This is a genomic window from Xenophilus azovorans DSM 13620 (assembly GCF_000745855.1).
Taxonomy (GTDB): Bacteria; Pseudomonadota; Gammaproteobacteria; order Burkholderiales; family Burkholderiaceae_C; genus Xenophilus; species Xenophilus azovorans.
This window is the reverse complement of sequence record NZ_JQKD01000004.1, coordinates 207,636-221,636: the sequence shown is the minus strand read 5'-3', so window position 1 is coordinate 221,636 and position 14,001 is coordinate 207,636. Positions and strand designations below refer to the sequence as shown.

The 14,001-nt window shown below is 69.8% G+C and carries 13 protein-coding genes; 6 read left to right on the top strand and 7 right to left on the bottom strand.

Features of this window, described 5'->3' with window-relative positions; translation table 11 throughout:
- Nucleotides 1–12: 12 nt before the first annotated feature.
- Nucleotides 13–477 carry a MaoC family dehydratase gene (locus Q392_RS31160; protein ID WP_051952758.1) on the bottom strand — a complete coding sequence of 155 codons (465 nt, stop codon included), beginning with the start codon at nt 475–477 and terminating at the stop codon, nt 13–15.
- Nucleotides 478–710: 233 nt separating this feature from the next.
- Between Q392_RS31160 and Q392_RS02420 the strand changes: the two genes are divergently transcribed.
- Nucleotides 711–1,886 (top strand): CaiB/BaiF CoA transferase family protein, encoded by a 1,176-nt coding sequence (locus Q392_RS02420; RefSeq protein ID WP_038200790.1) that lies wholly within the window; start codon nt 711–713, stop codon nt 1,884–1,886.
- Between the two features lie 88 nt (nt 1,887–1,974).
- On the opposite strand, the gene Q392_RS02415 is transcribed toward Q392_RS02420, so the two are convergent.
- The 6 genes from Q392_RS02415 to Q392_RS02390 are packed head-to-tail and all read right to left on the bottom strand — an operon-like array spanning nt 1,975 to nt 7,829.
- A complete protein-coding gene (locus Q392_RS02415; protein ID WP_245610623.1) occupies nt 1,975–3,162 on the bottom strand; it encodes a CaiB/BaiF CoA transferase family protein in 1,188 nt (395 codons plus the stop codon).
- 47 nt (nt 3,163–3,209) lie between these two features.
- The gene (locus Q392_RS02410; RefSeq protein ID WP_038200789.1) at nt 3,210–4,091 is read right to left on the bottom strand and encodes an SDR family oxidoreductase; all 882 of its coding nucleotides are present in this window, start codon (nt 4,089–4,091) and stop codon (nt 3,210–3,212) included.
- A complete protein-coding gene (locus tag Q392_RS02405) occupies nt 4,088–4,963 on the bottom strand; it encodes an SDR family oxidoreductase (RefSeq protein WP_239656055.1) in 876 nt (291 codons plus the stop codon). Before Q392_RS02405 ends, Q392_RS02410 begins: the two co-directional genes overlap by 4 nt.
- 16 nt (nt 4,964–4,979) lie before the next feature.
- Complete coding sequence (locus Q392_RS02400; RefSeq protein WP_038200787.1) at nt 4,980–6,653, bottom strand: electron transfer flavoprotein-ubiquinone oxidoreductase; 1,674 nt, start codon at nt 6,651–6,653, stop codon at nt 4,980–4,982.
- 39 nt (nt 6,654–6,692) lie between these two features.
- Nucleotides 6,693–7,199, bottom strand: coding sequence for a MaoC family dehydratase (locus tag Q392_RS02395; protein ID WP_038200786.1), 507 nt, complete (start codon nt 7,197–7,199; stop codon nt 6,693–6,695).
- Nucleotides 7,200–7,205: 6 nt separating this feature from the next.
- The gene (locus Q392_RS02390; RefSeq protein ID WP_038200785.1) at nt 7,206–7,829 is read right to left on the bottom strand and encodes a TetR/AcrR family transcriptional regulator; all 624 of its coding nucleotides are present in this window, start codon (nt 7,827–7,829) and stop codon (nt 7,206–7,208) included.
- Between the two features lie 230 nt (nt 7,830–8,059).
- Here Q392_RS02390 and Q392_RS02385 point away from each other — a divergent pair, with 230 nt between their 5' ends.
- The 5 genes from Q392_RS02385 to Q392_RS02365 all read left to right on the top strand — a co-directional run bounded on the left by Q392_RS02385 (nt 8,060) and on the right by Q392_RS02365 (nt 13,996).
- Complete coding sequence (locus Q392_RS02385; protein ID WP_038200784.1) at nt 8,060–9,226, top strand: acyl-CoA dehydrogenase family protein; 1,167 nt, start codon at nt 8,060–8,062, stop codon at nt 9,224–9,226.
- On the top strand, nt 9,223–10,011 hold the full coding sequence (locus tag Q392_RS02380; RefSeq protein ID WP_038200783.1) for an enoyl-CoA hydratase/isomerase family protein: 789 nt from the start codon (nt 9,223–9,225) through the stop codon (nt 10,009–10,011). Before Q392_RS02385 ends, Q392_RS02380 begins: the two co-directional genes overlap by 4 nt.
- Nucleotides 10,012–10,027: 16 nt before the next feature.
- Nucleotides 10,028–11,005: a hydroxymethylglutaryl-CoA lyase gene (locus Q392_RS02375; protein ID WP_038200781.1), complete on the top strand. Its 978-nt coding sequence runs from the start codon at nt 10,028–10,030 to the stop codon at nt 11,003–11,005.
- A 16-nt stretch (nt 11,006–11,021) separates the two neighbouring features.
- Nucleotides 11,022–12,284, top strand: a complete 1,263-nt coding sequence (locus tag Q392_RS02370; RefSeq protein ID WP_137947911.1) for an MFS transporter — start codon at nt 11,022–11,024, stop codon at nt 12,282–12,284.
- 122 nt (nt 12,285–12,406) lie between these two features.
- Nucleotides 12,407–13,996, top strand: coding sequence for an acyl-CoA carboxylase subunit beta (locus Q392_RS02365; RefSeq protein ID WP_082321590.1), 1,590 nt, complete (start codon nt 12,407–12,409; stop codon nt 13,994–13,996).
- Nucleotides 13,997–14,001 lie beyond the last annotated feature (5 nt).

The following is a 14,001-nucleotide window of genomic DNA, read 5'->3' as shown; positions in this document are numbered from 1 at the left end:
AGCAGAGGTGGGTCAGGCCGGGCTGGCAGACGGCGCGCGGGCAACGAGCACGCTGGCAGTGCCGCGCTGCGCGAGCGAGCCGTCGGCACCCAGCACGCGGAACTCCAGTTCCACCGCACCAGCGCTGCTGCCCTTGGCGGCGCTCACATCGAGCACCGTGCACTCGACGGCGACGTGGTCGCCGACGAACACGGGCCCGTAGAAGCGCCATCCACCCACGCCCAGCAGCACCTGGAGCGCATCGCCGAAAACGCCGCCGAGCATCGCCAGCAGCTTGGCAATGATCAGCGGGCCGTGGGCGATGAGGCGCCCGTAGCGGGTGGTATTGGCGTACTCGTCGTCGACATGGATCGGATGGCGGGCATCGAGCAGATCGGCGTAGCCCGCGACGAGCTCGGCGCTGCAGTCGAAGGCCGGCAGATCGAGGCGCATGCCGGGTCGGACAGCGTCGAGCCAGAGGGCGTGGGTGGCGCGCATCGGTCACTCCTGATGGAAGCGACGCCGCGGCGTGGCGCAGGGCGGCAGGGCGCGGCGCCGCCTGTCGCGCCTAAGCGGGGCCGGGCGGTACAGCGAATTGATCGAACGGTTGACCGTTAGGTGCGTCATTGGCGGTATGCTAGACCAGTTTCGGACTTTGAACCGCCATGGCGGAACCGGGGACGTGCCTGGTCGCTGCGGCTGTGATCTCACTGGCACAGGAGCGTGCATCGATGGGCAAGGGACCGCTGGCCGGCATGAAGGTGGTGGAGTTTGCGGGCATCGGCCCCGGGCCGATGTGCGGCATGCTGCTGGCTGACCTCGGTGCCGAGGTGCTGCGGCTGGACCGCCTGGTGGCCAGCGGGCTGGGCATCGAGCGCGCGCCGCAGTTCGACCTGCTCAACCGCGGCAAGCGCACGGTGTCGCTGGATCTGAAGGCCGACGAGGGCATTGCCTTCGCGCGCCGCGTCGTGGCCGCCAGCGATGCGCTGATCGAGGGCTTCCGGCCCGGCACGATGGAGCGCCTGGGACTGGGCCCCGATGTGTGCCGGGCCGAGCATCCGAAGCTCGTCTACGGCCGCGTCACAGGCTTCGGCCAGAAGGGCCCGCTGGCGCCGGCGGCAGGGCACGACCTGAACTACATCGCGCTGTCCGGTGCGCTGCATGCCATCGGCCGCGAGGGCGGCCCGCCGACACCGCCGCTGAACCTGGTGGGCGATTTCGGTGGCGGCGGGCTGCTGCTGGCCTACGGCATGCTGGCCGCGCTGTGGCGGGTGCAGCGCGGCGGCGAGGGCCAGGTGGTCGACGCCGCGATGGTCGACGGCGCAGCGATGCTGATGACCTCGATGTTCGGCCTGTTCGGCGCCGGCGCCCACATGGCCGAACGCGGCACCAACCTGCTCGACTCCGGCGCGCCGCACTACGAGGTCTACCGCTGCGCCGACGGCGCCTACGTGAGCGTGGCGCCGATCGAGGCCAAGTTCCGCAACGTGTTGTTCGAGCGCCTGGGCCTGCCCGCCGGCACGATGGACTTCGACGATGCGTCGCGCTGGCGCGAGAACAAGGCGCGGCTGGCGGCGATCTTCGCCACGCGCACGCGCGCTCAGTGGTGCGAGCTGCTGGAAGGCAGCGATGCCTGCTTCGCGCCGGTGCTGGCTCCGCAGGAGGCGCACCTGCACCCGCACAACCGCGAGCGCGACACCTTCGTCGAGATCGGCGGCGTGCGCCAGCCGGCGCCCGCGCCGCGCTTCGAGGGCACGCCCACGGGGCTGCCGCTGCCGCCGCACAGCGACGACGCGGCGGCCTTCGAACAGCTGCGCCGCTGGGGCATCGATGCCGGCGAGATCGAGGCGCTGCGCGGCAGCGGCCGGCTGCGCGCCGGCGCGCCATCGCGCGCGACAAAGGCGTGATGCGGGCAGGAAGCTCGTAGCGGCCCCGCGGAGGCCGGGCCGCCGGGCAGGTTGCGGTGGGTGGCCGCGCAACAGCCGCCACCGCTCCTCAGTCGCCTTCTGCCGCGGGCTCGCGTGCCGCGCCGCCGGCCAACAGCCGATCGATCTCTTCGGCCGCATAGCCCGCCTCGGCCAGGATCTCGCGCGTGTTCTCGCCCAGCAGCGGCGCATGCCGGCGTACCGCGGGCGGCGTGTCGGACCACGAGCCCGGCACGTTCATCTGCCGGATGCGGCCCTCGCTCGGGTGCTCGATCCACTCGAACATCCCCACGTCGGCCAGGTGCGGGTCGTCCATCAGGCTGTCGGGCGTGTGCATCGGCGCCACCGGGATGTCGGCCCGGGCCAGCGCCTCCATCCACTCGGCCGTGGTGCGCGTGGCAATCACCTCGGCCACGAAGGCGTAGAGGGCATCGACGTTGCGCGTGCGGTCGGACATGCGCAGGAAGCGCGGATCCTCGAGCATGTCGCGGCGGCCGAGCATCTCGCAGAAGCTCTTCCAGTGGCGGTCGATGTAGATCAGCACGCAGATGTGGCCGTCCTTCGTGCACAGCGGCCGGCGGTCCTTGGCTAGCAGCCGCACGTAGCCGGCGTCGGCCAGCGGAGGGTCGAAGGTCTTGCCGAACATGTGGTCGGAGAGCACGAACTGCGTCATGGTCTCGAACATCGGCACTTCGATGGCCTGGCCGCGGCCGGTCTTCTCGCGTGCGTAGAGCGCGGCCAGCACGCTGTACACGGCCGTGAGGCCGGTCGTGCGGTCGCACAGGTTGGTGGGCAGGTAGCGCGGCTCGCCGGTGACGCGGCCCACCAGCGACGGCAGCGCCACCGAGCCCTGGATCAGGTCGTCGAGGGCCGGTTTGCCGGCATAGCGCCCGCCTTCGCCGAAGCCGTAGCAGCCGCAGTAGACGATGCGCGGGTTCAGGAGCGCCACCTCGTCGTAGCTCAGCCCCAGGCGCGCCATCGAGGCCGGCCGCAGGTTGAACAGGAGCACGTCGGCGCCCTCGATCAGCCGCTGCAACGCGGCCAGCGCGTCGGGGTGGCGCAGGTCGAGCGCGACGCTGCGCTTGTTGCGGTTGAGCGCCAGGTACATCGGCCCCATGCCCTTGCTGCGGCTGGGCCCGATGTGGCGCACAGTGTCGCCTTCGGGCGACTCGACCTTGATCACGTCGGCGCCGAAGTCGGCCAGGATCTGCGAGGCAAAGGGCCCCATCACGACGCCTGTGAGGTCGACGATGCGCACGCCGGCAAGCGGTCCTGCGGGCAGCGGGTGGGAAGGGTCTCGTGGGGTCATGCAGCAGGCGGCCGGAAGTGGTCGGGCATGCCGGCGGGCCAGAACTCGCCCCACAGCACCATGCCGCCGTCGATGTTGATGGTTTCGCCCGTGATGTACTTGCCCGAGGGGGCGGTGAGGTAGACCACCGCTTCGGCCACGTCCTGCACGTCGCCGGCGCGCTTCATGGGGTTGGTGCGGAAGAGCCCGTCGACGTGCTCTTCCTTGTAGTTGTTGAAGCCGTTGCTCTCGATCGCACCGGCGCCGATGCAGTTGACGCGGATGTCGTGCTCGGCCCACTCGACGGCCAGCGTCTTCGACAGCGCGATCACGCCGGCCCGCGAGGCCGCGGTGTGTGCCATGCCCGGCAGGCCGCGGTCCACCGCCGCTGCGATGGTGACGATGTTGCCGCCGCGTTTGCCGTCGCGCACCCAGCGCTTGGCGGCGGCCTGCATCATGTACCAGGTGCCGTTGAGGTTGGTGTCGATGACCGCGTTCCAGCCCTTCTCGGTGAAGTCCATCGCGTGCGCCGCGAACTGGCCGCCGGCGTTGTTGATCAGCACGTCCAGGCCGCCAAAGCGCCGCCACACGGCTTCGAAGAGGGCTTCGACCTGCTCGGGGTCGCGGATGCTCATCGGGAAGGCCAGAACCTCACGGCCGCCGCCGAGCGTGCGCAACTGCTCGGCGCAGCGCTCCAGCGCATCGGCCTTGCGGCCGCAGATGGCCAGCGTGGCTCCGAGGCGGGCATACAGGAAGGCGATGGCCTTGCCGATGCCGCTGCCGGCGCCGGACACGAGCACCACCTTGCCGGCGAAGAGATCGTCGCGGTAGACCGTGGGCAACTCGGCCAGCGCGCGGTCGCCGGGGCCGAAGCGGGGTTGCTCTTCGGCGGCAGTCATGCCGTCTCCTCTGCGCTGAAGTAGGCCGGCTTGGGGATGGTCCACAGCTCGCCCCAGAGGATGCCGCCACCATCGACGTTGAGCAGCTCGCCGTTGACGAATTCGCCGCTCGGGCCCGTGAGGTAGACCACCGCGTTGGCGATGTCCTGCACGTTGCCGTGGCGCAGCATCGGGTTGCCGCGCGAGAACTTGGCCCGCGCCTCGGGCGAGTAGGCCGCGAAGCCACTGCTCTCGATGACGCCGGGCGCCACGCAGTTGACGCGGATACCGTAGGGCGCCCACTCCACCGCCACCGTCTTGGACAGGTAGGTGACGGCGGCGCGCGCCGCGCAGCTGTGCGCCACACCAGGAAAGCCGCGCTGGAAGGTGAGCACGATGTTGACGATGCTGCCCGGCTGGCCTGCGTCGCGCCAGCGCCTGGCGGCCTCGTGCATCATGAACCATGTGCCGTTGAGGTTGTTGTCGACCACCGCCTTCCAGCCCTTGGGGCTGATGTCCAGCGCGGCTTTCGGAAACTGGCCGCCGGCGTTGTTGACCTGCACGTCCAGGCGGCCGAAGTGCTGGTAGGTGGCGTCGAACAGCGCTGCGATGGCCTCGGTGTGGCGGATGTCGGTGGGCTGCACCAGCACGTCGGGGCTGCCCAGCCGGCGCAGCCAGCGTTCGCAGGCCTCGAGCTTGGCGCGGTCGCGGCCGCAGATGACAAGCCGTGCGCCCAGCCGCGCGTAGAGGAAGGCGATGGCCTTGCCGATGCCGCTGCCGGCGCCGGAGACCATCACGACCAGGCCGTCGCAGAGGCCGGGCTGGTAGACGAGCGGCAGTGCGGCCAGCGCAGCGTCGTCGAATCCGAACGATGGGGCTTCTTCCTGAATCAAGGCTTCATCCTCGTCGTCACATGCCGGCATAGACCGGGCCGCCGCCGCCCTCGGGCGTGACCCAGACGATGTTCTGCGTCGGGTCCTTGATGTCGCAGGTCTTGCAGTGCACGCAGTTCTGCGCGTTGATCTGCAGCCGCCGCGGGCCGCCGGCCTCTTCGACGAACTCGTACACCCCGGCCGGGCAGTAGCGCGTCTCGGGCCCAGCGAAGCGCTTCAGGTTCACCGCCACGGGCACCGAGGCATTCTTCAGCGTCAGGTGCGCGGGCTGGTTCTCTTCGTGGTTGGTGTTGCTCAGGAACACCGAGCCCAGTCGGTCGAAGCTGATCACGCCGTCCGGCTTGGGGTAGGCGATCGGTGTGGCCTGGTCGGCCGGCAGCAGCGTTTCGTGGTCGCGTTGGCTCGCGTGCAGCGTCCACGGCGGGCTCGTGATGCCGAGCTTGGGCAGCAGCCACTGCTCGATGCCCGTCATCAGCTGCCCCGTGAGCTTGCCCTTCTTGAACCACAGCTTGAAGTTGCGCGTCTGCTTCAGCTCGTCGTGCAGCCAGCTGGCGGCGAAGGCTTCGGGGTAGGCGCTCAACTCGTCGCGTTGTCGCCCCGCGGTAAGCGCCGCGGCCAGGGCCTCGGCGCACAGCATGCCGCTCTTGATGGCGGCGTGGCTGCCCTTGATGCGCGCCGCATTCAGGTAGCCGGCATCGCAGCCCACCAGCGCGCCGCCCGGGAACACCGTCTTGGGCAGCGCCTGCGGCGTGCCGTTGTTGATGGCGCGCGCACCGTAGGCCAGGCGCTTGCCGCCTTCGATGTGGGCGCGGATCGCCGGATGGGTCTTCCAGCGCTGCATCTCCTCGAACGGGCTCAGGTGCGGGTTGCGGTAATCGAGCCCGATCACGAAGCCCAGCGTCACCTTGTTGTCCGACAGGTGGTACAGGAATCCACCGCCGAAGGTGTCGTCGGTCATCGGCCAGCCGGCGGTGTGCACCACGCGGCCGGGCTGGGCGCGCTGCGGATCGATCTCCCACAGCTCCTTGATGCCGATGGCGAAGCTCTGCGGGTCGCGACCCTCGTCGAGGCGGTAGCGCGCGATGAGCTGCTTGCCCAGGTGCCCGCGCGCGCCCTCGGCGAACACCGTGTACTTGCCCACCAGTTCCATGCCGAGCTGGAACGCATCACCGGGCTCGCCGCTCTTGCCGATGCCCATGTTACCGGTGGCCACGCCGCGCACCGCGCCCTGCTCGTCGTGGAGCACCTCGGCGGCAGCGAAGCCCGGGAAGATCTCCACGCCCAGGGCCTCGGCCTGCTGGGCCAGCCAGCGCACCACGTTGCCGAGCGAGACCACGTAGCAGCCGTGGTTGTGCAGGTTGCGCGGCACCAGCCAGTCGGGCGTGCGCCGGCTCCCGGTGGGCGACAGGAACAGCACGTCGTCGCCGGTCACCGGCTGCAGCAACGGGGCGTCGCGCGCCTTCCAGTCAGGCAGCAGCTCGGTGATGGCGCGCGGGTCCATCACCGCACCGGACAGGATGTGCGCGCCGGGTTCCGAGCCCTTCTCGATGACGACGACCGATGCCTCGGGTTGTAGCTGCTTGAGACGGATTGCCGCGGCCAGCCCGGCCGGGCCGGCGCCGACCACGACGACGTCGTATTCCATGGCCTCGCGCGGGCCGTAACGCTCGATGAGTTCCTGTGTGTTCACTGGCATGGCCCGCGCACGCCGCTGCGTGCGCGCTTTCGTTCAGCTTGTGGATGGGGGGACGGGCGGCGCGCGGTCTGGCGCCATGCCGCGCCGGTAGACCAGCAGCGTGCGCTTGAAGATGCAAACGACCACGCCGTCCTGGTTGAAGCCTTCGGTCGCCACGCTCACCACGCCGAGGTTCGGGCGCGACTTCGATTCGCGCATTTCGAGCACCGTGGAGCGTGCATAGATCGTGTCGCCCTCGAACACCGGGTTCGGCAGGCGCACCTCGTCCCAGCCAAGATTGGCGAAGACGTTGTACGAGACGTCGATGACCGACTGGCCGGTGACCAGGGCCAACGTGAAGCACGAGTTCACCAGCGGCTTGCCGAACTCGGTCTTGGCGGCGTAGTGCGCGTCGAAGTGGACGTTGGCCACGTTCTGCGTCAGCAGCGTGAACCAGATGTTGTCGTGCTGGGTGACGGTGCGGCCCAGCGGATGGCGGTATTCGTCGCCGACCTCGAAGTCCTCGAAGAAGCGCCCCTGCCAACCCGGCTTCACACTCACCGCGGATTACTCCTTCACGAAGGTGCCGTCGAACACGATCGTGGTGATCTGTTCGACGAAGTCGTCGAAGGAACCCTTCTGCGGGTTGTACCACTCGACCGTCCAGTTCAGCGCGCCGATCACGAACAGGCGGGCAATGGTGGCCCCGATGTCGCGGCGCAACTCGCCCCGCTGCAACGCTTCGTCGAGCAGCGCATCCCAGTAGTCGGCGTAGTCGCGCCGCACCTTGCGGTGGCGGTTCTTCGCCGCCGGTGGAATCTGGCCGTAGATGCGGATGTTGGCCGACGTGAAGTCGCCGTGGTGCAGAAGCCCCCAGAGATGCCCCTCGATGGCCGCGGCCACCTTCTTGCGCGCGGTGGCACCCTGGGGCAGGGCCTCCACCCGCTCGCGCACCGCCTTGGCGACCGCGAGAATGCCCTTGTCCAGCACCTCGCCCAGGATCTGCTCCTTCGACTCGAAGTGGTAGTAGATGCTGCCGGCCTTGATGCCCGCCGCGTCGGCCACTTCGCGCAGCGTCGTCGCCGCGTAGCCGTGGTGGCGAAACAGCCGCGATGCCTCGAGCAGGATGCGCTCGCGCGTGGCGGTGTCGACCTCCGCGCTTGCGGTGCCTTCACGAGTCTTGGTGGCCATGTTCGAAGGTTGGGCAGGTTACAAACGAAGCAGGCATTCTAGCGGTGCAAGCGGCGACGCCTTTCTCTGGGTGTGCGGCTAACTAACGTCTGTTCGACAATGCTATCATGGCGCTTGAGTCCTGCCAATCGGAGGTGCAAGGCACGCGCCGACGCGCGAGTGCGCGGCAACTGCGTCCCTCGGCGGCAGGTCGGCGCCAGTCCATCGATCACAGCCCTCAGGAGTTCCGCATGCTGCTCAACGAAGACCAGATCGCGCTGCGCGACGTCGCCCGCCGCTTTGCCCGCGAGAAGCTCAAGCCCCGTTACCAGGCGCGCGAAGCCGAGTCCGGCTTCGACCGCGGGCTGATGAAGGAGATCGGTGCGCTCGGGCTGATCGGAGTGGACCTGCCGGAGGAGTACGGGGGCCTCGGGTTGAGCGGTGTCACCTCGGGCGTCATCACCGAGGAGATGGCGTATGGCGACTTCAACATCAGCTACCTGCAACTGCTCGGCTCGCTGATGGGCGCCATCGTCCACCGCAACGCCAACCCCGAACTGGCGCGCCACTGGAACTCCAGGCTCGTTGCCGGGGAGGCCATCATCGGCCTCGGGCTGACGGAACCACGCGGAGGCTCCGACGCCGCCAACCTGCAACTCAAGGCCAAGCGCGACGGCAAGCACTTCGTGCTGTCGGGCGAGAAGACCTCGATCACCTTCTCCGACCAGTGCGACGCGATGATCCTATTCGCGCGCACCGGCGCCGCCGACGCGGGCGCACGCGGCATCAGCGCCTTCCTGGTGCCGATGGACCTGCCCGGCATCCAACGCACGCGCTTCAACGACGTGGGCAGCAAGATCATCGGCCGCGGCTCGGTGTTCTTCGACGAGGTGCGCGTCCCGGCCGAGAACATGATGGGCGCCGAGGGCAAGGGCTTCACACAGGTGATGCAGGGCTTCGACTTCAGTCGCATCCTGATCGCACTGCAGTGTCTGGGCGCGGCGCAGGCCTCGATCGACGAGACCTGGGCGTACGTGAAGGAGCGCCAGGCCATGGGCGCGCCGCTGGTGCAGTACCAGGGCGTGTCGTTCCCGATCGTCGAGTTCGAGACCCTGATCGCGGCGTGTCGCCAGCTGAGCTATCACGCGCTGGCGCTGCGCGATGCCGGGCAGCCGCACACCGCCGAGGCGGCGATGGTCAAGTGGATGGGCCCCAAGACCTCGTTCGACGCCATCCACCAGTGCATCCTGACCTTCGGCCACTACGGCTGGAGCATGGACCTGCCGCACCAGCAGCGCCTGCGCGACGTGATGGGCCTGGAGATCGGCGACGGCACCGCGCAGGTGATGAAGCTCATCGTCGCGCGCGAGCGCGCTGGGCGCATGGCGGTGCAGTACGCGGCGGAGAACCGCAAGTGAGCGGCGCCAGCCCGGTATGGGTAGGCCGCGACGGCGCGGTGGGCGTCATCGAGCTGGCGCGGCCCGACAAGTTCAATTGCCTGTCGTTGTCGGTTCATGGCGCGATTGCGGCCGCGCTCGACGAGTTCGAGGCGCCGGGTTCGGGGGTCCGGGCGGTGCTCATTCGCGCCCAGGGCAAGCACTTCTGCACCGGCGCCGACCTCGATGAAGTCAAGCGCCTGCGAAGCCACCCCGCCGATGTCGAGCACTTCATCCGCTACGGTCACGTGGTGTTGCAGCGCCTGGAGGAAAGCCCGTTGCCGGTGGTGGCCGCCTGCCAGGGCCTGGCACTGGCCGGCGGCAGCGAGCTGATGCTGGCCTGCGACGTGGTCTTCGCATCGAGCGACTTCAAGATCGGCGACCAGCACGCGCAATACGGCCTGGTGCCGGGCTGGGGCGGCTCGCAGCGGCTGCCACGCATCGTGGGCCTGCGACGCGCGCTCGATCTCTTCTTCAACGCACGCTGGATCGATGCGCCCACGGCGCTGGCCTGGGGCCTGGTGAACTACGTCGTCGAGCCCGACAAGCTGGCCGACGCCTCGATGGCCTACTGCACCCAGCTTGCCTCGCGCAGCCGCATCGGCCTGGCGACGATGAAGCGCCTGGCACGTCAGGGTCTCGATCGGCCGCTGAACGAAGGCCTCGAAATGGAGCAGGTGCAGATCTCGCGCGAACTGCTCAACGACGATGTCTCCGAGGGACTGGCCGCCTTCGAGGCGCGCCGGCCGCCGGTCTTCAAGGCCTGAACGAGGAGCCGCACCCATGTCCGACCTGCCGCGACGCGTCGAGTTCCACGAAGAGGGGCCGCGCGAAGGCTTCCAGATGGAGCAGGGGAGCTTTCCGCTGCACGATCGGCTGGCGCTGATCGACGCCCTGGCCGCTTCCGGCCTGAAGCAGGTGCAGTGCGCCTCGTTCGTCAGCCCGCGCGCGGTGCCGCAGATGGCCGATTCGCCGGAACTCTTCGCCAGCCTGAAGAAGCGACCCGGCACGCGCTACACGGCGCTGTGGCTCAACGAGAACGGTTTCGAGCGTGCGCGCGCCTGCGACAACGTCGACATCGACGGCAAGGTGGTGTTCTACGTCACCGAGCCCTTCTCCCGGCGCAACAACAACTGCAGCGTGGCCGAGAACCGTGAGCGCCAGCTGGCGTGGATCGACCGCTACATCGGACTCGGCATCCCCTTCGAGCAGGCCTACGTCGTCACCGCCTTCGGCTGCAATCTCGGCGGGCCGGTGCCGCTGTCGGCCGTGGCCGACGTGGTGCGCTGGCTGAAGGACACCTGCGCCGACCGCCGCATCCCGTTCCCGGCCTTCTACCTCGCCGACACGATGGGCTGGGCCAACCCCGAGGAGATCAAGCGCCGCATTGGCGCCGTGCGCGACCTGGTGCCCCAGGCCCGTATCGGCCTGCACCTGCACGACACCCGCGGCGTGGGCGGTGCCAACGTGTACGCCGCGCTGCAGATGGGCGTGGAGCTGTTCGACAGTTCGGTGGCGGGTCTCGGCGGCTGCCCCTTCGCGGGCCACAAGCATGGCGGCGCGGCCGGCAACATCTGCACCGAGGACATGGCCTTCATGTGCGAGGAGATGGGCATCGATACCGGGCTCGACCTCGAACAGCTCGTCGAGGCCGCGCGTCTGGCCGAGCGCATCATCGGCCGCCCGCTGAATGGCCGCCTGATGCGCAGCGGCACACTGACCGCCATGCGCAGCGGAGCGCTGGCCGCCATCCGCAGCTGAGCCGTGCCACTCCATCGTGCACGGCGGGCCCGCCACCGGATCGCGCCCGCCGCCGGGCTCTCAGCCCGGGCCCCCCGAGCCTGCCGAGCCGTGGCTGGGCCCGCTGCTGGCGATGCTGGTGGTGCAGACGGCCGTCTCCTTCCTGTCGCGCATTCCGCCCACGCTGGCGCCGACCTTGGCGCCGCGCGTGGGCTGGCCGGCCGAGAGTGTGGGCTACCTGTCGTCGCTGATCACCGGCGGCTCCATCGTCGTGCTGCTGCTGGCCGCGCCGCTGCAGCGCCGGGCCGGCTCGATGCGCACGCTGCAGATCGGCGTGGCGCTGGGCGTCGTCGGCACGCTGCTCAGTGCGCTGCCCTCGGCGCTGGCGCTGGTGGCCGGCTCGCTGCTCATCGGCCTGGCGATCGGCCCGCCGTCCACGGCCGGAATGGACGTGCTGCAACGCTACGCGCCGCTGCGCCACCGCAACCTGCTGTTCTCTGTGAAGCAGGCCGGCGTGCCGCTGGGCGGCGTGGCCGCCGGGCTGCTGCTGCCGGGCGCCGTGCAGGGGCTGGGGCTGGAGGGCGCGTTCGTGGCCGCCGCCGCCCTGGGTGCTGCGGCGCTGTGGCTGGTGCAGCCCTGGCGCGAGCAGGTGGATGCGCTGCGCGACCGGTCGTTGCGCTTGCACTGGCGGCAGTTCGGTTCGATCGACGCCGTGCGGCGGCCGCTGGCGGTGTTGGCCGCGATGCCGGCGATGCGCCGCATGGGCGTCGCGGGTGCGTGCCTCGCAACGGGGCAAAGCGCTTGGTTCGCCTTCCTCGTGACCTACCTCGTGTCGCGGCTGGGCTGGTCGCTGGTGGCGGCCGGCGCGCTGTTCGCGCTGATGCAGGTGCTCAGTGCGCTTGGCCGCCCGCTGGCGGGCTTCCTGTCCGACCGGCTCGGCGACGGCCTACGCGTGTTGCGATGGATGGCGGCCGGCTCGGCCGGCACCACGCTGGTGTTCGCCTTCTGCACGCCGGCCTGGCCGGCCTGGGTGGTGGTCGCGCTCGCGGTGCTGGCCGGCCTGACGGTGGCCAGCTGGAACGGCATCCAGTTCGCCGAGGTGGCCCGCCTGGCGCCGCGCGAGTCGCTGGGCGAGGCGATGGCCGGCGCGACGCTGCTGCTGCTGGCCGCCTACGGGGCAGCGCTGGTGCTGTTCGGGCTGGTCCTGGCGGCCGGTGGTGGCTACCGCCTGGCCTTTGTGCTGATTGCCGGGCTGACCGGCGCGGCGCTGTGGCCGCTGCGTTCTCGAACGGCTAACTAACGTATGTTCGACCGATTGGATATGCTGCAAGCCCGGCCTGCTCTGCCCACAAGGGCGCCCGCCACCTTGAATGTGCCTGCTCCCCTCAACCCGTCGATGCGTCGCCGCGTCGCCGTGTGCCCATGGCTGTGATCATGAGCCGTCTCGGCCCCGCGGCCGAGCCTGGCGCGGCCGACCACTCGCAGCGGCAGCTGGCTTTGCTGCGCGAGCGCCTGGCCTGGGTGGCCACCGGCGGGCGCGACGCCCACATCCAGCGCCATCGCGCGCGCGGCAAGCTGCTGGCGCGCGAGCGCATCGACCTGGCCTGCGACGACGCCACCGCCTTTCTCGAACTCTCGCCGCTGGCTGCCTGGGGCCAGTATGGCAACGAGGTGCCGGCGGCCGGCATCGTCACCGGCATCGGCATCGTCGCCGGCCAGCCCTGCATGTTCATCGCCAACGACGCCACGGTGAAGGGCGGCTCGTTCTTCCACGAGACGGTGAAGAAGCACCGCCGCGCGCAGGAGATCGCCTGGCGGCTGCGCCTGCCGGTGCTGTATCTGGTGGACTGCGGCGGCGCCTATCTGCCCGAGCAGGATCGCGTGTTCCCGGACCGCGATCACTTCGGCAACAACTTCTTCAACCAGTGCCGTATGTCGCAGGACGGCGTGCCGCAGATCTCGGCCGTGTTCGGCGGCTGCACGGCGGGCGGCGCCTATATCCCGGCGCTGTCCGACGAGACGATCATGGTGCGCGGCAACGCGCGCATCCACCTCGGCGGTCCGTCGATCGTGAAGATCGCCATCAACGAGACCGTCGATGGCGAGACGCTCGGCGGCGCCGAGATGCACACTTTCGTCTCGGGCGTGAACGACCACCTGGCCGACGACGAGCCGCAGGCGCTGGCGCGGCTGCGCGAGGTCGTCGCCAGCCTGCCGGCGGCGGCGCTGCCTGCGCCCCCGAACCCGCCGCGGCCGCCGCTGCACGACCCGGCCGAACTCGACACGCTCGTGCCCGCCGACCCGAAGCAACCCTACGACGCGCGCGAGATCATCGCCCGGCTCGTCGACGGCAGCGAGTGGCACGAGTTCAAGCCCGACTGGGGCGCCCAGCTCGTCACCGGCTTCGCCAGCATCCACGGCCATCCGGTGGGCATCCTCGGCAACAACGGGCCGCTGGTGGCCGAGGCGGCGCTCAAGGGCACGCACTTCATCGAACTGGCCAACCAGCGCGGCGTGCCGCTCTTGTTCCTGCAGAACATCGCCGGCTTCATGGTCGGCAGCGAGGCCGAGCGTGGCGGCATCGCCAAGCACAGCGCGAACATGGTCTACGCGGTGTCGTGTGCGCGCGTGCCCAAGCTCACGCTGATCGTCGGCGGATCGTATGGCGCCGGCAACTACGGCATGTGCGGGCGCGGCTTCGAGCCCGAGTTCCTGTTCGCCTGGCCGAGCGCGCAGGTGGCGACGATGAGCGCCGACATCGCCAGCAACGTGATGTTGGAACTCGCGCGCTCCAACCTGCGCGGTCCGGCTGACGAGGCGCGCCTGGCCGAGACCGAGCGTGCGGTGCGCGAGCAGTACCAGCGCCAGTCCGACCCCTACTACGCCACCTCGCGCCTGTGGGACGACGGGCTGATCGCGCCTTCGGCCTCGCGCGACGTGCTGGGCCTGGCGCTGGCCCTGTGCACCCGGCGCCCGCTGCCGCGCACTGCAACCCCCGTTTACCGCATGTGAGCTCA